General features: G+C 68.1%; 16 protein-coding genes. 7 read left to right on the top strand and 9 right to left on the bottom strand.

Annotated features, from left to right (window positions below; genetic code table 11):
• Nucleotides 1-22: 22 nt before the first annotated feature.
• The 3 genes from G432_RS16155 to G432_RS16145 all read left to right on the top strand — a co-directional run bounded on the left by G432_RS16155 (nucleotide 23) and on the right by G432_RS16145 (nucleotide 4181).
• Complete coding sequence (locus G432_RS16155) at nucleotides 23-958, top strand: TauD/TfdA dioxygenase family protein (protein WP_015459890.1); 936 nt, start codon at nucleotides 23-25, stop codon at nucleotides 956-958.
• Nucleotides 959-1023: 65 nt separating this feature from the next.
• A complete protein-coding gene (locus G432_RS16150) occupies nucleotides 1024-2688 on the top strand; it encodes a sulfatase-like hydrolase/transferase (RefSeq protein ID WP_015459889.1) in 1665 nt (554 codons plus the stop codon).
• A gap of 281 nt (nucleotides 2689-2969) precedes the next feature.
• Nucleotides 2970-4181 carry a spinster family MFS transporter gene (locus tag G432_RS16145; protein ID WP_051128851.1) on the top strand — a complete coding sequence of 404 codons (1212 nt, stop codon included), beginning with the start codon at nucleotides 2970-2972 and terminating at the stop codon, nucleotides 4179-4181.
• Here G432_RS16145 and moaB read toward each other — a convergent pair.
• Genes moaB through G432_RS16130 form a run of 3 tightly spaced genes read right to left on the bottom strand, consistent with a single transcriptional unit; the run spans nucleotide 4178 to nucleotide 7180 of the window.
• Complete coding sequence (gene moaB, locus G432_RS16140; RefSeq protein ID WP_015459887.1) at nucleotides 4178-4705, bottom strand: molybdenum cofactor biosynthesis protein B; 528 nt, start codon at nucleotides 4703-4705, stop codon at nucleotides 4178-4180. The two genes, G432_RS16145 and moaB, sit on opposite strands and share 4 nt — an antisense overlap.
• A complete protein-coding gene (locus G432_RS16135; protein ID WP_015459886.1) occupies nucleotides 4695-6467 on the bottom strand; it encodes a lytic transglycosylase domain-containing protein in 1773 nt (590 codons plus the stop codon). Before G432_RS16135 ends, moaB begins: the two co-directional genes overlap by 11 nt.
• Nucleotides 6464-7180 carry a uracil-DNA glycosylase gene (locus G432_RS16130; protein ID WP_015459885.1) on the bottom strand — a complete coding sequence of 239 codons (717 nt, stop codon included), beginning with the start codon at nucleotides 7178-7180 and terminating at the stop codon, nucleotides 6464-6466. Before G432_RS16130 ends, G432_RS16135 begins: the two co-directional genes overlap by 4 nt.
• A gap of 176 nt (nucleotides 7181-7356) precedes the next feature.
• Here G432_RS16130 and G432_RS16125 point away from each other — a divergent pair, with 176 nt between their 5' ends.
• The 3 genes from G432_RS16125 to G432_RS16115 all read left to right on the top strand — a co-directional run bounded on the left by G432_RS16125 (nucleotide 7357) and on the right by G432_RS16115 (nucleotide 10085).
• Nucleotides 7357-9006 carry an electron transfer flavoprotein-ubiquinone oxidoreductase gene (locus tag G432_RS16125; protein WP_015459884.1) on the top strand — a complete coding sequence of 550 codons (1650 nt, stop codon included), beginning with the start codon at nucleotides 7357-7359 and terminating at the stop codon, nucleotides 9004-9006.
• Nucleotides 9007-9193: 187 nt separating this feature from the next.
• On the top strand, nucleotides 9194-9511 hold the full coding sequence (locus tag G432_RS16120; protein WP_015459883.1) for a hypothetical protein: 318 nt from the start codon (nucleotides 9194-9196) through the stop codon (nucleotides 9509-9511).
• 220 nt (nucleotides 9512-9731) lie between these two features.
• Complete coding sequence (locus G432_RS16115) at nucleotides 9732-10085, top strand: UrcA family protein (RefSeq protein ID WP_015459882.1); 354 nt, start codon at nucleotides 9732-9734, stop codon at nucleotides 10083-10085.
• 24 nt (nucleotides 10086-10109) lie between these two features.
• Here G432_RS16115 and dnaE read toward each other — a convergent pair whose 3' ends face one another.
• Entirely contained in the window at nucleotides 10110-13598 is a 3489-nt protein-coding gene (gene dnaE / locus G432_RS16110; protein WP_041864960.1) for a DNA polymerase III subunit alpha, read from the bottom strand.
• Nucleotides 13599-13711: 113 nt separating this feature from the next.
• On the opposite strand from dnaE, the gene G432_RS16105 reads away from it, so the two are divergent.
• Nucleotides 13712-14272, top strand: a complete 561-nt coding sequence (locus tag G432_RS16105) for an HdeD family acid-resistance protein (protein WP_015459880.1) — start codon at nucleotides 13712-13714, stop codon at nucleotides 14270-14272.
• Nucleotides 14273-14315: 43 nt separating this feature from the next.
• Here the strand turns inward: G432_RS16105 and G432_RS16100 are convergent, their stop codons facing one another.
• The 5 genes from G432_RS16100 to G432_RS16080 are packed head-to-tail and all read right to left on the bottom strand — an operon-like array spanning nucleotide 14316 to nucleotide 19309.
• Nucleotides 14316-15731, bottom strand: a complete 1416-nt coding sequence (locus G432_RS16100) for an efflux transporter outer membrane subunit (RefSeq protein ID WP_015459879.1) — start codon at nucleotides 15729-15731, stop codon at nucleotides 14316-14318.
• Nucleotides 15728-16603, bottom strand: a complete 876-nt coding sequence (locus G432_RS16095; RefSeq protein WP_015459878.1) for an efflux RND transporter periplasmic adaptor subunit — start codon at nucleotides 16601-16603, stop codon at nucleotides 15728-15730. Before G432_RS16095 ends, G432_RS16100 begins: the two co-directional genes overlap by 4 nt.
• Nucleotides 16600-16815, bottom strand: coding sequence for a DUF1656 domain-containing protein (locus tag G432_RS16090; RefSeq protein ID WP_015459877.1), 216 nt, complete (start codon nucleotides 16813-16815; stop codon nucleotides 16600-16602). Before G432_RS16090 ends, G432_RS16095 begins: the two co-directional genes overlap by 4 nt.
• Nucleotides 16812-18860, bottom strand: coding sequence for an FUSC family protein (locus G432_RS16085; protein WP_015459876.1), 2049 nt, complete (start codon nucleotides 18858-18860; stop codon nucleotides 16812-16814). Before G432_RS16085 ends, G432_RS16090 begins: the two co-directional genes overlap by 4 nt.
• Nucleotides 18857-19309 carry a MarR family winged helix-turn-helix transcriptional regulator gene (locus G432_RS16080; RefSeq protein WP_015459875.1) on the bottom strand — a complete coding sequence of 151 codons (453 nt, stop codon included), beginning with the start codon at nucleotides 19307-19309 and terminating at the stop codon, nucleotides 18857-18859. The genes G432_RS16085 and G432_RS16080 overlap by 4 nt, the downstream gene beginning before the upstream one ends.
• Nucleotides 19310-19409 lie beyond the last annotated feature (100 nt).

Here is a 19409-nt window from a genome sequence, read left to right as displayed (position 1 = left end):
CTCGTTCGCAAGGAGACGTGCCATGACTGCCATCCAGCAACGCTTCGTCAACGCCCGCGAGGCCGAAAGCCCGCTCGATATCGTGCCCGTCGCTGGCCGCATCGGCGCCGAGATACGCGGCATCGCGCTTTCGGGCGATCTGGACGACGCCACGATCGCCGCGATCCGCGCGGCACTCGTCCGCCACAAGGTGATCTTCTTCCGCGACCAGCATGAGCTGGACGATGCCCGGCAGGAAGCCTTTGCCGAAAAGCTGGGCGAGCCGGTGGCCCACCCCACCGTGCCCGTCGCCGAAGGATCGCGCTTCCTGCTCGAGCTCGATTCCCGCGAAGGCTATGCCGCGTCGAGCTGGCATACGGACGTCACCTTCGTGCCGGCCTATCCCGAAGCCTCGATCCTGCGCGCCATCGTCATCCCCGAGGCCGGCGGCGACACGCTCTGGGCGAATACCGTGACCGCCTATGAGGAGCTGCCCGAGCCGCTCAGGCTCCTCGTCGACAATCTGAAGGCGGTCCACACCAACCTCTATGACTATGCCGGCCACTTCGCCAACCTGCCGCAGGACAAGCTGGAGCAGCATCGCGCCGTCTTCGCCTCCACCGTCTACGAAACCGAACATCCGGTGGTGCGCGTCCACCCGGAATCGGGCGAACGGTCCCTGCTGCTCGGCCATTTCGTCAAGCAGTTCGTGGGGCTGAACGGCGCGGATTCGCAGCGCCTGCTCGCGGTGCTCCAGGATCATGTCGTGAAGCCCGAAAACACCGTGCGCTGGCGCTGGCGGGCGGGCGACGTGGCGATCTGGGACAATCGCGCCACCCAGCACCGCGCGATCGCCGATTTTGGCTTGCAACGCCGCCACCTCCGCCGCGCGACCATCGCCGGCACCGTGCCGGTGGGCATCGACGGCAAGGAAAGCCGCCTCCTGAAGCCGGAGCCGTTGCTGCAGGCGGCGGAATAGGCAAGCATCCGCCGGGCGCCCGCACCATGCGGCCGGGCGCCCGGCTTCTTCCCGAAAGGAATGACATGGCTGCGAAGAACGGCGCCGATCGGCCCAACTTCCTGGTGATCCTGGTCGATGACATGGGCTTTTCCGATATCGGCGCCTTCGGGTCCGAGATCGAGACGCCCTATCTGGACGCGCTGGCCCATGCCGGCGTGCGCTTCACCGATTTCCACTCCGCCCCCGCCTGTTCGCCGACGCGGGCCATGCTGCTGACGGGAACCGACCATCATATCGCCGGGCTGGGATCGATGGTGGAAGTCGTCCGCCCCGATTTCGATCGGCCGCCGGGGTATGAAGGCTATCTCAACGATCGCGTCGTCACCTTCGTGGAGCTGCTGCGCGACGCCGGCTATCGCACGCTGATGTCAGGCAAGTGGCATCTGGGCGATACGCCGGCGACGGTGCCGGCGGCCCGCGGCTTCGAACGCTCCTTCGCCCTGCTGCCGGGCGGGGCGGATCATTTCGGCGGCAGCCCGCTCGATCGCGCGGTGGTGCGGGGGCCGATCTATATCGAGGACGAGACCTTCGTCACCGAACTGCCCGAGGGCTTCTATTCCTCCGATCATTTCACCACGCGCCTGCTCGATTTCCTCGAGGAAGGCCGCGGGGACGAACGGCCCTTCTTCGCCTATCTGCCCTTTTCCGCGCCGCATTGGCCGCTTCAGGCGCCGGACGCGGAAATCGCCAAATATCGCGGCCGCTATGATGACGGCCCCGATGCGCTGCGCGCGCGCCGGCTCGATCGGCTGAAGGATCTGGGGCTGATCGCCGAGGATGTCGTTCCCCATCCGGTGGTGACGGAGGCGCCCGAATGGGATGCGCTGAGCGACGCCGAGCGGGCGGATTCCGCGCGGGCCATGGAGGTCTACGCCGCCATGGTCGACCGGATCGACCAGAATGTCGGCCGCGTGGTCGATTGGCTGAAGCGCAACGGCCGGTTCGACAATACGGTGATCCTGTTCCTGTCCGACAATGGCGCGGAAGGCGCGATCGTCGAGGCAATGCCGATCATCGGGCCGCTATTCAGCCGGCTGATCCGGGAGCATTGCGACAACAGCCTCGCCAATGCCGGCAAGCCCGGCTCCTACATCTGGTATGGCCCGCGCTGGGCGCAGGCGGCGACGGCGCCGTCACGGCTCACCAAGGCCTATACCACCGAAGGCGGCATCCGCGTGCCGGCCTTCATCCATTATCCCACCGCCGCCCGCGCCGGCGAGGTCTCCGGCGAATTCGCGACCGTGATGGATGTGGCCCCCACCTTCCTCGACCTGGCCGGCGTCGCCCATCCGGGGGAAAACTATCAGGGCCGGCCGATCGCGCCGGTGCGGGGCCGGTCCTTCGCCGGATGGCTCCATGCCGGCGCCGATCGCATCCATCCACCGGGCACCAGCACCGGCTGGGAATTGTTCGGCCGCCGCGCGATCCGCAAGGATCATTGGAAGGCCGTCTATGTGCCCGGCGCCGACGGGCGGTCGCGCTGGCAACTCTACGATCTCGCCATCGATCCCGGCGAGACGGACGATCTCGCCCGCGCCTATCCCGCGCGGCTGGAGGAGCTGCTGGCGCTGTGGCGTCGCTATGTCGAGGAAACCGGGGTAGTCGAGGATGCGATCAGCATCTTCGATGCCGATCCTGAAGCATGGGCGCAGGCCCGCCCGCTTCAGGCCGCCGCCGCCCCGGCCTGAGGGCGGTGGTGGCGGGCCGGCCTGAGCGGAGGCCGGCCCGCCTGGTCCATCGCCACGGACCAGGACGACACGGGCTATCGCATCGGGCCGTTGCGCTGTTACACTCCGGCCAAGGCGAGGGGTTTCGCCCGGCAACAACCGGATCGGCGGACTTATATCCGTCGGCGCGATGGAGTGGGCGATCCATACCGCCATATGCTGACGATCAGGGCCCTGCCCGCATCCAGCCCGGCCGATCCGGCAACACCCCCCTGCCCGGCCGCCCTTGGTTGGTGCTGGCGATGCTCCTTCTCGTCTATATCTTCAATTTTCTCGATCGGCAGATACTCGGCATCCTCGCCCAGCCAATCAAGGCGGACCTCGCGCTCACCGATACCCAGCTCGGCGCCCTCGGCGGCTTCGCCTTCGCGCTGCTCTTCTCGGTGCTCGGCGTGCCACTGGCATTGCTCGCGGATCGCACGAGCCGAAGCTGGGTCGTCACTCTCTCGCTCGTGGTGTGGAGCGCCTTCACCGGCCTGTGCGGCCTGGCCACCGGCTTCTGGCAGCTCTTCGCCTTCCGGCTCGGCGTCGGCGTCGGCGAGGCGGGCGGGGTCGCCCCCTCCCACGCCCTGATTTCGGACTATTTTCCTCCGGAAAAGCGCGCGCGGGCGCTTTCCATCTATGCGCTCGGCATTCCCTTCGGCCTCGCCGCCGGGGCGATGCTGGGGGGCTATATCGCCAATGCGGTCGAATGGCGGGTTGCCTTTGTCGCGGTCGGCATCGCCGGGATTGCGGTGGCGCCCCTTTTCAAGTTCTTCGTCCGCGATGTGGCCCATCGACGCTCCACCGCCGGCCATCCGCCCGTGGCGCAGGTATTCCGCATCCTCGCCGCCAAGCGCAGCTTCTGGCTGATGGCGCTGGCTGCATCGTCCAGTTCGCTCGTCGGCTACGGCCTCGCCTTCTGGATACCGTCGATCCTGATGCGGTCCTTCGGCTTCGATCTCATCACGACATCGCAATATGTCGGCTCGCTGCTGCTGATCGGCGGCGGGGCCGGCGTCCTCCTCGGCGGCTGGCTGGCCGATCGCCTCGGCCGGCGCGATCGCGGCGCCTATGCGAAGCTGCCGATCATCGCCTGGCTCGCCGCCGTGCCGCTGTTCGGCGCGGCCTTGCTCTCACCGTCGCCCGCGATCGCCTGGGCATTCTTCCTGCTGCCCAACGGCCTCAACATCCTCTGGCTCGGCCCGGTGACGACCGCCGTGCAGCACCTCGTGCCGCCCGCGATGCGCGCCACCGCCTCGGCCAGCTTCCTCCTCATCAACAATCTGATCGGGCTGGGGCTGGGATCGCTGGTGATGGGCGCGATGTCGGACGCGATGCACCTGCGCTTCGGCGAGGACGCGCTGCGCTACAGCGCGGTCGCGGCGCTGATCTTCTACCTGCTGGCAGCAGCGCTGATGCTCTTCGCCGTCCGCCCGCTGCGGCGCGACTGGGTGGAGGAAAAAGCCGCCTAACGCTCCATCAGGCGCGGCATCAGCTCCACGAAATTGCAGGGGTGGTGGCGGTTGTCGAGCTGGGTGGCGAGGATCTCGTCCCAGCCATCCTTTACCGCGCCGGTCGATCCCGGCAGCGCGAACAGATAGGTGCCGCGCGCCACGCCCGCGCAAGCGCGGGACTGGATGGTCGACGTGCCGATCGTCTGATAGCTCAGCCAGCGGAACAGCTCGCCGAAGCCGGGTATCTCCTTGTCCCACACCCGCGCCAGCGCCTCGGGCGTCACGTCGCGGCCCGTGACGCCGGTGCCGCCGGTGGTGATGACGCAATCGACCTGATCGTCCTCGATCCAGCCGTGCAGGCGCGCCACGATCAGGTCGGCATCGTCGCGAACGATCGCCCGGTCGGCCAGCACATGCCCCGCCGCCTCCAGCCGGGCGACCAGCGCGTCGCCCGAACGATCCTCGGCAAGGCCGCGTGTGTCGGAAACGGTGAGGACGGCAATGCGGACGGGCAGGAAGGGCCGGCTCTCGTCAATCGGCACTCGCCACCCCGCTCACCGGATCGAGGCGGATGGCGGTGCGGCCGGGCATTCCGGGAAAGCGCGGCCACATGCCCTGCGCCATCGCCTTCAGGCTGGCCGATTGCTCGCCTTCCTGCCGCTGATACATCCAGTAGTTGCGCAGCACGATCGCCACATAAGCGCGCGTCTCGCGATAGGGGATGGATTCGATGAACAGCAGCGGATCGCCATTGTCGCGGCGGCGATCGTTCCATTTCTGCACCGATCCGGGGCCGGCATTATAGGCGGCGATCACCTTGGGCAGCAGCCCGCCCGTGCTGGAGAAATCGCGCAGCTCCTCCAGATAGAATTGGCCATATTCGATATTGGTGCGCGGATCGTTGAGGCTGCCGAGCGGTTCGCCCTTGCGCCGGGCGATCTGCGCGGCGGTGCCCGGCATCACCTGCATCAGCCCGCGAGCGCCGGCCGGGCTGACCGCATCGGCGCGGAACTGCGATTCCTGCAACGCGTGGGCGAAGATCAACGACTTATCGACCCGCCAGCCGCCCTGCGGCGTCCAGCCGCCCGGCGCCGGATAACGGGCGGAGGTGGAAAGCCGCGCGCCGATTGGCCCGTTCTGCGCCAGCCAGATCTGGGTGGAAGGCAGGTTCAGCCGCGCCGCGAGGTGCATCAGCGCCTCATGATCCTGGCTGTCGCCGATCCGCGCCTGATGGCGCAGCACGGTATCCGCCTGCCCGGTTTCGCCGATCTCGGCCAGGGCCGCCGCGATCCGGGCATTGTTGCGCTGGGAGATGGTGGTCCAGTCCGCCTGGATGAAGCCCGGCCCCGCATCGGGCGTGGGCAGCGCCCGGCCCAGCGCCGCATCGGCGAGCAGGCCGTAGAAGGTCTCGCCCAGCCGCGCCGCGCTGCGCAGCCGCGCCTGCACCCGTTCGGGCTTGCCGCAGGCCATGTCGGCGCGCGCCGCCCAGAACAGGCCGGCCGCCGTCATCTCAGGATCGCGCGACCGGGATGCGACCGCGCCGAAGGCGTCCGCCGCCGCCGCGCAATCGCGCTGCCGCCACGCGGCAAGGCCCGATACCCAGTCCGCCTCGATCGTCCAGTCGCCGGTCCCGGCCCGCGCCGGGGTGGCCACACGCCGCGCCGCCGCATCGTCGCCGACGAGGAAATAGGCCCAGGCCACGCGCTGCTGCCATTCGGTCCGCGCCTCCGGCGTAAGGTCCGCCACCCGTTCGGACAGCAGCGCTTCCGCCTCCGCAGGCCGATCGTCGCGCAGCAACGGGCGGATGCGCTGGGCGAGCGCGGCGGCGGCCGCATCGCTGCGCGCCGATTGCGCCGTCGCCCGGCGCGGCGGCGCGGGCAGGCGCCGCATGTCCTGCACCACGGGAAGGGCCGGCAGCCCGGATATGCCCCGCCCCTGTAGGATACGCTCGATCGCGGCCGCCTGCGGCAGATCGGGATTGGCGGAAACCAGCGCCAGCAGCGGCTCCGTCTCCACCTTGGGCGATCCCTTGGCGAGATAGAGCTCCGCCCGGGCATAAGGCGTCAGCAGGCCGGCGGGCAGGGCATCGAGCCGCGCGGCCGCGCCCGACCAGTCGCCCGATCGGATTGCCGCGAAGACGGCGCGATAATTCATCCGCTGCTGCGGATCGAGCTGCGCGGGCACCGCGCTCACCGGCGGCGCCTTCAGGCCGATCACCGGCGCGGGCAGGGTTTCGGTGCTGGCAAGCGCCGGTATCGCGGCGGTGCCGGCCAGGACCGCGAGCAGGAGACGGATCGTCCTCACTGGCCCAACTCCTCAAGCAACAGGCGCAGGTCCCGCCAGGCATCCGCCTTGCGGGCGGGCTGCTGGAGCAGGAAGCGCGGATGGAAGGTCGCCATGGCGCGCACGTTATGGCCGCCAAGGTTAAGGCTATGCACCCGCCCCCGCGCATCGGCGAGGCTGGTCCCGATAAAGGCACGGGTGGCCGCGTCGCCCAGCAGCAGCAGCAGGCGGGGCGCCGCGATCGATACATGGGTGCGGGCGATCTCGGTCCAGCGCTCGAGCGCGGCCGATTCGGGCCGGCCGCCGGGAACGCGCACCGGCGTCATCGTCGTCAGATAGATGGAAGCGCGATCGCGACCGATCGCCGCCAGCATCCGATCGAACAGGCGGCCCACCTCGCCGCCGATGATCTGGCCGGCCTCGTCATCGCCGGGCTCGGGCTGGTCGGCCAGCAGCATCAGCCCCGATGCCGCATCCCCCTGGGGCAGCAGCCGTCCGTCGGGACGGCCGAACATGGCATCTTCGGCATAGAAAGCGGCAATGGCGTCCAGCGTCGCGGGAACGGATGCGGGCGCCTCTGCCGTAGCGGCGGCGGGTGATGCGGCGGGCGCCGGGGCGGGCCTGGGCGCCGCCAGCCAATCGCGCGCCTCCTCCTCCACCAGCGTGTCGATCCCGGCTTCGCGCCACCAGTCGATGGTGCTCAGAAATTCCCCGCGAAGGGCAGTATCGCTCACCGCCCGTCCAATCGCGGCTTGGCCGCCGAAAACAAGAAATGACCTAATCCCCGCATGCGCCGTTTAGACTCCATAGTTGACGTGCGGGTCAATCCAAGGCCATCGGCTTTCTGGCCGGGCCGTTCGCACGATGCGACAATCGGACGGAACGGGCGCGAAAGGAAGGACTGAGGACGATGACAACCCGCGAATCCATGACCTACGACGTCGTGATCGTCGGCGCAGGCCCCGCAGGCCTTGCGGCTGCGATCCGGCTGAAGCAGCTCGCGGAGAAAGCGGGACGCGAGCTTGCCGTCTGTGTGCTGGAAAAGGGGTCTGAAGTCGGCGCGCATATTCTTTCGGGCGCCGTAGTCGATCCGATCGCGCTGGACGAGTTGATTCCCGACTGGCGCGATCTCGATAGCCCGCTCACCGTGCCCGTCGTCCAGAATCATCACTGGATCCTGACGGAGAAGAAGCAGTTTGCGATGCCGCACCTGCTGATGCCGCCGTTCATGAACAACAAGGGCACCTATACCGTCAGCCTCGGCAATCTCTGCCGCTGGCTGGCCGGCCAGGCCGAGGCGCTGGGCGTCGAAATCTTCCCCGGCTTCGCGGCGGCCGAAATATTGTTCCATGACGACGGGTCGGTGAAGGGCGTCGCCACCGGCGACATGGGCATTTCGCGCGATGGCGAGCACAAGCCCGATTATCAGCCGGGCATGGAGCTGCACGCCCAATATACCTTCTTCGCCGAAGGCGTGCGCGGCCACCTTTCCAAGGAACTGAAGCGCATCTTCGATCTGGAGGCGGACAGCCAGCCCCAGACCTATGCCATCGGCATCAAGGAATTGTGGGATATCCCGGCCGACAAGCATGTGCCCGGTCGCGTCATCCACACCCAGGGCTGGCCGCTGACGGACGAAGTGGGCGGCGGCTTCCTCTATCACCAGGCCAACAACCAGGTGGCGCTCGGCTTCGTGGTGGGCCTCGGCTACAAGAACCCGCACCTTTCGCCCTTCGAGGAATTCCAGCGCTGGAAGCAGCATCCGGCGATCCGCGCGGAGATCGAGGGCGGCCGCCGCGTCTCCTACGGCGCGCGCGCCATCAACGAAGGCGGCTGGCAGGCGGTCTGCAAGCTCGTCTTCCCCGGCGGCGCGCTGATCGGCTGTTCGGCGGGCTTCGTGAACGTGCCGCGCATCAAGGGCAGCCACACGGCGATGAAGTCCGGCATGCTGGCCGCCGAAGCCGCGTTCGACGAAATCCTGTCCGGCCGCGGCGCCAGGGAGCTTTCGGCCTATCCGCAGACGCTCAACGAAAGCTGGATCGCCAAGGAATTGAAGACCGTCCGCAACGCCGAGCCGGCGATTGCCAAGTTCGGCCCGGTGATGGGCACGCTTTATGCCGGCGTCGACATGTGGCTGCATACGCTGGGCATCAAGCTGCCCTGGACGTTCAAGACGCACCGCGACAATGAGGGGCTGTGGCGCGCGGACGTCGCGCCGAAGATCAACTATCCCAAGCCCGATGGCGTCATCAGCTTCGATCGCCTCTCCTCGGTGTTCCTGTCCAACACCAATCATGAGGAGGACCAGCCGGTCCACCTGACCCTGAAGGACGCTTCGGTCCCGATCGAGGTGAACCTGAAGCTCTACGACGCGCCCGAGCAGCGTTACTGCCCGGCCGGCGTCTATGAGATCGTCGGCCAGGACGTCGGCGATCCACGCCTGCAGATCAACGCGCAGAATTGCGTCCACTGCAAGACGTGCGACATCAAGGATCCCACCCAGAACATCAACTGGGTGGTGCCGGAAGGCGGCGGCGGCCCCAATTATCCGAACATGTGAGCGCGGATATTGGCGGCGCGGCGAACGGAGCCGGACATTCCCCGGCGGGATGGCAACAGCCTGCCCATGCCCCGGAGGTCGGGCGTCGACCTCCGCTCCCCTTCGCCGTCGAGAGACGCCTTGCCATGAACGACCGCGCCGTTCCCGTTCTGCCGAGCGCGGGCTTCGTTCGAACCGCGAAGTTCTTTTGTTATTTTGGCTTTGGGATCATTGGCTCCGCCTGCGCAACGGCAGCGTCGAACTGGATTTCTGCCTGAAAAGCCCCGACCAAAACACCCCGGAAAATCCCGCCCAAAGCGGGCTGTGCGTAATCCGGGTCGGCGATGCCGCGGCATGGCATGATATTTTTGCCAAAAGCCGGATAGCGTGGAAGGCGTTCGGAAAACCATCGCTCACATCGCTCAACAACGCGGCATGGAATGTGCCCGCCTTCGCCGTCACCGATCCGGACGGCAATCTGATCTGGATCGTGCAAGACGAACCGCCCTCCAACGCCACCGAATAAGGCGCGATCGGGCGATCAAGAGCGCGCCGGCACCGGGGTGGCATAGCCTGATCGGCGGGCAAGCCATCGCGGCCGCCGCACGGGATCGCGCCGCCACACCCCGATAGGGGTTTGTCGCGCCCGCATTCGGGAATAATCCCGATTACATATCCGCGCATCGCGCCCGATCATGGCCCGTCACCTTCCCTCAGGCTTCCGCCTGGAATCGAAAGGATCGGCCATGCCCAAGCGCGCGATCATGTTGCTGACGGCGGTATCGCTGGCGATGCCCGTGGCGTCGGCGGCCTATGCCCAGGATATCACCGTCACCGCCCCCCGCCATAGAGAACGATCGCCCACCACCGGTGCGCCGATCGAGACCGTCACCACGTCGCGCGTGGTCAACACCGCCGATCTCGACCTTCGGACCGACGCCGGCATGAAGGCGCTGCGCGGTCGCGTCGAGGAAGCCGCACGCAAGGCCTGCGCCTGGCTGGATCAGGTCTATCCGCTCACCGCCGACGATAGCCCTCCCTGCGTGAAGACGGCGGTGGACAAGGCGATGGCGGACGCCCAGGCGCTAGCCGCCCGATAGGCGCCACGCGGCGCCGGCCCGGCCCTAGCCGACCAGCGCCAGCTTCGGCGGCTCGACCGCGCCCAGCGTCACCGCATCGACGGCCGGCAGCCGCTCGATCCGGGCGACCAGTTCGGCGTCCAGGTTGAAATCGCGGCCCAGCAGCATATGGGCGATGCCGCCTTCGGGCGTGCGGGCGCGCAGGCGCAGTTCGCCCCGGCCGCCGCGCTGGTCCGCGACCAGATCGGCCAGCGCGCGGAGCGCCGAGGGATCGGCCGTCTCCACCTCCAGCCGCAGCCGCGTCTTGTCCGCCAGCCCCGCAAAGGGGCTCAGCGAACGGATCGTCACGCGCGGCGTATCCTCGCCCGGCCTCTTGTCCAGTTCCACGGTCAGCAGCGCGCATTCGCCCGCCCGCGCCGCCTTCTCGATCTCCTCGGACGCCAGATCGTCGAAGCAGGTGGCGATGAACTGCCCGGTCGCATCCGAACAGGTCGCCATCATGTAGCGGTTGCCGCGTGCCGACGTGCGCCAGCGCGCATCCTCGATCAGCGCCGCGATCGTCACGGTGGGCGCGGGCACGCGCCGGCCATCGTTGGACCGCTGCGGCTCCGCCACCGGCATCAGCATCAGTTCGGCATAGGTCTTGGCCCGGTTGGCGGCCGCCAGATGGCGGAAGCGATCGACGGGATGGGAGGAGAAATAGAAGCCGAACGCTTCCTTCTCCGCCGCCATCCGCTCGACCAGCGACCAGATCGCCGTCTTGGGAAGGCGGATCGGCGCCGCGCCGACATTGGCTTCGCCGAACAGGCCGCCCTGCCCGCTCTCCCGCGCCGCCGCCACCGTCGCGGCATGGGCGAGGATCGTTTCCGCCGCCGCGTGGACGCCCGCCCGCTCGCTCGCGATGGAATCGAAAGCCCCGGCCCCCGCCAGGCTTTCGAGCTGGCGGCGGTTGAGCAGCTTGGGGTCCACGCGGTCGGCGAAATCGTCCAGCGACTTGAACGGCCCGGCTCGCTTCCGTTCGGCGACCAGCAGTTCCATCGCCTTCTCGCCCACGCCTTTCAGCGCGCCGAGCGCGTAGCGGACGCTATCGCCCTCCACCGAGAATTCGGCCTCGCTGTGGTTCACGTCCGGCGAAAGGCACGGCACGCCCATGCGGCGCATGTCATCGACGAAGATCGACAGCTTGTCCGTCAGCGCCATGTCGTAACACATGGATGCCGCGTAGAATTCCGGCTTGTGATGCGCCTTCATCCAGGCGGTGTGATAGGCGACCAGCGCGTAAGCCGCGGCGTGGCTCTTGTTGAAGCCGTAACCGGCGAACTTGTCGATCAAGTCGAACAGCTCGTTGGCCTTGCCGGCGGAGATATCCTGCTTGGCGCAGCCTTCCACGAAGCGGGCGCGCTGGGCGTCCATCTCCGCCTTGATCTTCTTGCCCATCGCGCGGCGCAGCAGATCGGCCTCGCCCAGCGAATAGCCGGCCAGGATCTGCGCGGCCTGCATCACCTGTTCCTGATAGACGAAGATGCCGTAGGTTTCCTTCAGGATGCCTTCCAGCAGCGGATGCGGATATTCGATCTCCGCGCGCCCGTTCTTCCGGTCGCCGAACAGGGGGATATTGTCCATCGGACCCGGCCGGTAGAGCGAGACGAGCGCGATGATGTCCTCGAAGCAGGTCGGCCGCACGGCGGAGAGCGTGCGGCGCATGCCTTCGGATTCGAGCTGGAACACGCCCACCGTATTGCCGCTTTGCAACAGCTTGTAGACTTCCGGGTCATCCCAGGGCAGCGCGGCGAGATCGACATCGACCCCTTTCTGCTTCAGGAAATGCACCGCCTTCTGGAGCACCGACAAGGTTTTCAGGCCGAGGAAGTCGAACTTCACGAGGCCCGCGCCTTCGACGAACTTCATGTCGAACTGCGTGACCGGCATGTCCGATCGCGGATCGCGATAGAGCGGCACCAGCTTGTCGAGCGGCCGATCGCCGATCACCACGCCGGCGGCGTGGGTGGAGCTGTGGCGCGGCAGCCCTTCCAGCTTCATCGCCAGATCGAACAGGCGCTTCACCTGCTCGTCCGCCTTATATTCGGCCGCCAGTTCCGAAACGCCGTTGAGCGCGCGGTCGAGCGTCCAGGGATCGGTCGGGTGGTTGGGCACCAGCTTGGCCAGCCTGTCCACCTGCCCGTAGCTCATCTGGAGGACGCGGCCGGTATCCTTCAGCACGGCGCGCGCCTTCAGCCGCCCGAAGGTGATGATCTGGGCGACGTGATCGCGGCCATATTTGTTCTGGACGTAGCTGATCACCTCGCCGCGCCGGGTTTCGCAGAAGTCGATGTCGAAGTCCGGCATCGAAACGCGCTCCGGGTTCAGGAAGCGTTCGAACAGCAGGCCCAGCCGCAGGGGATCGAGATCGGTGATGGTGAGCGCCCAGGCGACCACCGATCCGGCGCCCGATCCGCGCCCCGGCCCCACCGGAATGTCATGGTCCTTCGCCCATTTGATGAAGTCCGCGACGATCAGGAAATAGCCGGGAAAGCCCATGCGGATGATGATGTCGATCTCGAACTCGAGCCGCTTGGAATAGGCCTCGCGATCGACCGGCCCGTCCATGCGGGCGAGGCGCGCCTCCAGCCCCGCACGCGCATCGCGGCGCAGCATCTCGGCCTCGCCCTCACGATCGCCGGCAAGGCTGGGCAGGATCGGCTTGCGATAGGGCGCCATCACCGCGCAGCGCTGCGCCACCACCAGCGTGTTGGCGATCGCCTCGGGCAGGTCCTCGAACAGGCGGACCATCTCGTCCGCCGGCTTCATCCAGGCATCGGGGGAGGATCGCCGGCGATCGTCGCTGTCGACATAGGATGATCCGGCGATGCACAGCATCGTATCGTGCGCAGCGTGGAAATCGGGCTCCGCGAAGCAGGCGGGGTTGGTCGCGACGAGCGGCAGGTCGCGCGCATAGGCAAGCTCGATCACCGCATCTTCCGCCGCCTCCTCGGCCGCATCGCCGCGCCGGGCAAGCTCGATATAGAGACGGTCGGGGAACAGCGCCTGCAACCGATCGAGATAAGCGCGCGCGGCATCGGCCTGCCCGTCCGCCAGCAGCCGGGTAATGGCCCCTTCCCCGCCGGCGGTGAGCGCGATCAGCCCGTCCGTCTTGCCTTCCAGCCGATCGAGCGGGACGTGCGCGTCCTCATGCCCCGGTCGTTCCAGATGCGCGGCCGAGACCAGCTCGCAGAGATTGTCATAGCCCTTTTCGTCCTGGGCATAGAGCGCCAGCCAATCGACGATCCCGGCCTTGCCCTCGGCCGCCCCCGGCCGCACCACGCCCAGCATCGCGCCGACGATCGGCTGCACGCCTTCCTTCTTGGCCGCATCCGAAAAGGCCATCGCGCCGTAAAGCCCGTTGCGATCGGTGATCGCGGCAGCGGGAAAACCCAGCGCGCGCGCCTGCTTGGCGATCGCCTTGGGATCGATCGCCCCTTCCAGCATGGTGAAAGACGAAAAAATGCGGAGGGGAACGAAACCGGAATGGGGCATGGCCGCAGCCTAGGCCCCATGCGCCGATTCGGAAAGCGCATGTGCAGCCGCCGCGCCGGAACCTTCTACCCCGACGCACATTTTGCTACCGCAACGAACCACGGGAGGAGCATGTGGCCAACACCGCATCCGAACCGGGCCTGTCCCCGCCGCGCCCCATTGGCTGGGGCTGGATCCTGATCTACGGCATCGTATCGATCGCGATCGGCCTGTTCGCGCTTTTCTGGCCCTTTCCCGCAACGCTTGCGGCCACGCTCACCATCGGCGCCTTCTTCCTGATAACGGGCCTGATGTCGATCGTGTCCGGCATCAGCGCCCGCCACGAGACGCGCTGGTATGAAATCCTGTTCGGCGTGATCTCGGTCGTGCTGGGCGCGCTACTCGCCTTCCGGCCGATCATCGGCGCGATCTCGCTCACGCTCACCGTCGCCACCTGGCTCGGCATACGCGGCGCGCTGGAAATCTACTGGGGCATCAAGATCAGGCGCCATCGCTGGCTGCTGATCGCCATGGGCGTGATCAACATCCTGCTGGACGTCTTCCTCCTGGCGACGCTGCCCTTCACGGCGCTGACGCTGCCCGGATACATCCTCGGCATCAGCTTCCTGTTCGGCGGTTTCACTGCGATCATGGTGGCGCTCGGCTATCGCAGCGCGATCGCCGGTTTACGCTAGAGCGATTTCAGCCGGCGATCGGAGGGTCGGGGAAGCGCGAAGGTCAGGGCTCGCGCTCCCACCCCCCACCGAGCGAAAGGAAGATATCGACCTGGTCGAGCGCAAGCTGCACGCGCGCGGCGGCTGAAGCGCTTTCCGCCATGGCCAGGCTGCGCTGGGCATCGAGCAGGTCGAAGAAGCCGGTGCGCCCGAACAGGAACAATTTGTTGGCCTGCGTTTCGGAAAGGGCGGCGCTTTCGCGGGCCTTGTCCAGCGCCTCCATCCGGTCGCGATCGCGCGCATAGGCGTTGAGCGCGGTTTCCGTCTGCCGCAGAGCCTCCAGCACGGCGGCGTCGAAGCCGGCGATTCGGGCCTCGACGCCCGCTTCCGCCTCGGCGATCCGCGCCTTCACCACCGGCCGGTTGGGGAAGGACCAGCTTATCAGCGGCCCCAGGCTGAAGCCGAAGGAGGTGCCGGTGCCGAAACCGCTCAGCGGACCCGCGAGGCCCAGCGATCCGCCCAGGCTGATCTGGGGATAGAGATCGGCCACGGCCACGCCGATCCGCGCCGTATCCGCCGCCAATGATCGTTCGGCGGCGCGGATGTCCGGCCGGCGGCGGATCAGCGCGGCGCCGTCGCCGATCGGGATCGGCTGGCGCACCGCGGGCAGCCGCGCGCAGCCGGCGACCTCGCGGGGATAATCGGCTGGCGGGCGCCCCATGAGCGTCGCCAGCAGGAAGAGCTGCGCCTGCCGGTCCGCCTCGAACCCCGGCAGCGTCGCCTCGCTCTCGTTGACCGCCGTCTGCGCGCGGCTGACGTCGAAGGCCGTGCCGCGCCCGCCCCGGCGGAGCCGCCGGGTGGCATCCAGCGTCTTGGCCTGCAGCGCCACCACCTGCCGGTTGACGCCAAGGCCGTAATTGGCCGCGCACACGCCGACATAGGCCCGCGCCGTCGCGGCGGCCACGCTGACCCGCACGGCATCCCGCGCCGCCTGCACCGCCTCGGCATCGCCCTGCGCCGCCTCGATCGCGCGGGCGATCTTGCCCTGCAGGTCCAGAGGGTAGGAAGCCGAAAGGCCGATATCGTAGCCGACATTGCCCGGCAGGCCGCGCCCCGTGCCGGAAGGGCGGGCAAGATCGGCCGCGCCGCTCAGCGTCGTGGATATCGTCCGTCCGGCCGCCGCCTCGCGCACCACGGCGGTGGCGCGGCGCAGATTGGCGTCGGCTTCGCGCAGATCGGCATTGGCGGCCAGCGCCTGCTCGATCAGCCCGTCCAGCACCGGATCGTCGTAGAGCCGCCACCAGCGATCGGGCAGCGGTGCCTGCGTGAAGCCGCGTTCACCCGCGCCCGCGAACGCGCCGGTCGCGGCCCCGGCCGTCGCCGCAGAATGCTCCGGCGGACGATAATCGGGGCCGGCGGTAGTGCAGGCGGCAAGGCCCGCCGTCGCCGCGAGCAGCAGGGCAAAGGCGGCGCGGTTCATTTCTCGTCCGCCGGCTGCACCGTCACGGTCGCCGTCCGCCCGACGATGAGTTGCACGTCCTTGGGCACCTGCGTCAGCTTCACGCGCACCGGGATGCGCTGCGCCAGCCGCACCCAGGAGAAGGTCGGCTCCACATCGGGCAGCAGGTTGGGGGAATCGGCGCGGCCGCTGTCGTGGATGCCGGCGGCGATGCTTTCCACATGCCCCTTCAATTCCTCCTCCTCGCCCATCAGCCGCACCGTCACCGGTGCGCCCACACGGATGCGCGGCAGCTTGGTCTCCTCGAAATAGCCTTCGACCCTGAGGCTGTCGGTATCGACCAGCGCCATCGCCTGCTGGCCAGCGGCCACATAATCGCCGGGATGGAGATCGAGATTGGTGACGATTCCGCGCACCGATGCGCGCACCTCGGTGCGCTTCAGATTGAGGGCCGCCGCCTCCTGCGCAGCGATCGCGACGTCCAGCGCGGCGCGCGCGGTTTCCACGGCGGCCACATTCTGCTCGTGCGTCTCGGTGGCGACGAGATCGCCCAGCGCCACGTCGCGCTTCGCCTCGCGCTGCGCCTGCGCCAGCGTGGCCCGCGCGCTGGCGATGCTGGCGCGCGCCTGGTCATAGGCCAGCGAATAACGCGGCCGATCGATCACGAAGAGGAGGTCGCCCGGCTGCACCACCTGATTGTCGCGCACCGCCACCTGGGTGATGAGGCCGCCGATATCGGGCGTCACCCGCACCACATCGGCCCGCACCCGGCCGTCCCGCGTCCAGGGGCTGCGTTCATAATGGTTCCACATCCACAGCGCGACGATCACGGCGAGGAGGACGATGATGATCGTCGCGGCGCTGCGCGAGATCGTGGACAGGAGGTTCTTCATAAGCGGATACCAAAGCGGGCGAAGGCCCAGACGAGAAGGCCGAGGATGAGGACGAACATCGCCAGGTCCACCATCGCCCGATAGGCGACGAAGCGGTAGAGCCCGAACAGCGATGCCATCCGCACGGCGAAGCCGGTCAGCAGCAGCGCCACGAACGCCAGCATCAGCAGCGTCGGCACGAACACGCCGCCGATGGAAATCTCCCCGATCATGCCTCGGCTCTCCGATAGGGCACGGCATCGGGAAACAGCGCCCGCCGCAGGCTCACGAGCGAAAGCGCGGCGGTGCGCCGCACCGGAGCCGATGGATTGGCGACCAGCACGTCCATCGCCCGGTCGATATTGCGGAGCACCTTCTCATCCGGCGGGGTCGGCCGGTCGGGGTCCAGCCCGGCATAATATCGGCCCACGTCGCGCAGCACCGGCGTCAGCACGCCGCCCTGCACGCGCGGCAGATCCAGCCGCAGCTGGCGCAGCTCGCCGATGGCGAGGCCGGTGCGCATGTCGCGCAGCGCATCATAGGCCGGCATGCCCGGATCGCGGCTGCGCGCGGCGAGCCTGGGGGTGAGCAGGGCCGCGCGATCCAGCATGCGGTTGATCCACGCCCGGATATCGGGCGCGGTCGTCAGGTTGGCGCGGCTGGCGATATCCGCCCAGCCCGCCTTCACCGTGCGGCGGATGGCGCCTTCCGCGCCCGCCGACTGGAGCAGGCGGACGATCACGATCGCCAGAATGATCCCCAATAGCTGCGCGATGCCGCCATTCACATAAGGCGCGAACTCGCTGTCATAGGTCGCGGCGAGCAGGCTGGGATTGGCCAGCCCCATCATCGCCGGCAGGGCAAGCCCGGCATAGCGCGGCGACGTCATCAGCGCGCCGCCCACCAGCAGCGCCGGCGCCAGCGCCGCCGCCAGCATGGGAAAACCGTCCATGCGCGGCAGGATCGCGAAGGCATATATGCCGCCGACGATGATCGCCACCGCCGTGCCGATGAAGAAGGCCTTCAACGGCGCGACCGGATCGTCCATCGCCGCGAACAGGGCGATGAACACGCCCATCAGCATCACGGCGCCGCTGCCGTCCTGCCAGCCGCTGGCGATCCACAACGTGCAGCCGACGATGATCGCGATGGCGGCGGACATGGCGGCGCGCGCCGCGCCCCAATAATCACGGTGCAGCGCGCGCGCGGTCGGCTGATCGAGCAGCTCGGCCACGCGCGGCGTAACCGGATGGCGCGAATGGGTCTCCATCTGGTCGCGCAGGTCGCGGCAGTCGCGATGCACGCCGATCAGCTCGGCAAGCCGGGAAAGCAGGCTGATCCGCAGCGCATCGTCCCACCCCATCGCCGCCGTCGCCTCCGGCTCCAGCATGGCGCAACGGGCGCGCAGCGCCTCGGCGGTGGCATCGCGTTCCGCCCGGTCCTGCGGCATGTCCGCCAGCCAGGCGCGCACGTCCTCGATCAGGGCGGCGATGGCGGGCGGCAGCCTGCCGCCATCGCGCACCAGCACCGTCATCCTGTCGTCCACCGCCGCCGCCAGCGGCAGCGCCAGCGAAAGCTGATCCTGCAACGCCCGCACCGTGCGCACGCGCGGCGCGATCCGCACCGTCTCATAAGGCAGGTGCGTGGAAAGCTGGTGGAGCTCGTTGATGTCCAGCGCCAGCCGTTGCCTGTCCTTCGCCAGGCCCGGCACCGCCTCGCGCGCGATCGAATCGCGGGACCAGCGCTCGGCATCGCGCAGCATCCCTTCCACCCGGTTCAACAGCAGCTCCGTCACCGAGCTTGGCAGGATCGCGCCGTGGACGAAGCTGGCGCAGAGGATGCCGATGGTGATCTCCTGCACGCGCAGGCTGGCGACGGTAAAGATGTCGCCCGGTGCGTCCACGCTGGGCAGGCCGATGATGCAGGCGCTGTATCCCGCCAGCACGAACAGATAGGCGCGCGGTGTGCGATCCAGCACCGATACGAACACGCAGAGCGCCAGCCACAGCGCGAAGCCCAGCGTCAGCAGCTCCGGCGCGTTGACCAGCCGCGGCACCATGAACACGGCGACGGCCGCGCCCACGATGGTGCCGATCACGCGGAATATGGCCTTGGAAAGCACCGCGCCGGCCAGCGGCTGGGCAACGATATAGGCGGTGGTGACGGCCCAATAGGGCCTCGGCAGGCCGATGCGCAGCGCGATATAGAGCGCGAGCATGGCCGAGCCATAGCATTTCAGCGCGAACAAGGCGGCCGGCAGCCCGAACCTTTGCGTCATGCGCCCTGGCCTCGCTTCATGGACAGCCGGTCGGCGAGAATTTCGCACAAGCGCAGGGTTGCCTCAAGGTCGGCATCGGAAATGCCGTCCAGCAGGTCATGCCGCAGCGCGGCCAGCCGCTCCTCGATCCGTTCGGCCAGGGCATGGCCTTCGTCCGTCAGGTGGATGCGGTTGACGCGGCCATCCTCGGGATCGGGCTTGCGGGCGATCAGCCCCGCCCCTTCCAGCTGGTGAAGCGTGCGCACCAGCGTCGCCTCCGCCACCTCCACCACGCGGGCGAGATCGGCCTGGCGGGCCTCGTCCCCCATGCGGGCAAGGTGGATCAGGCACCAGCCCGTCGACGTGGAAACCCCCAGCCCCGCCAGCATCTGATCGCCCAGCTGTCGCCACTGCCGCGCAAGGGGCAGCAGCCGCATCGCAAGGCGGCGTTCGGACTCGTAACGGGGCATGAACGTTAGTTAGCACGCTAAGCGAATTTCTCAAGATCGATTTTGCACTGCACAATCGATTGCGCGCATCTTGTTCATTCGCGGAAATCAGGCACCGGCA

The sequence above is a fragment of the Sphingomonas sp. MM-1 genome (genome assembly GCF_000347675.2).
GTDB lineage: Bacteria > Pseudomonadota > Alphaproteobacteria > Sphingomonadales > Sphingomonadaceae > Sphingomonas_E > Sphingomonas_E fennica.
This window is presented reverse-complemented; position numbering and strand designations above follow the sequence as displayed.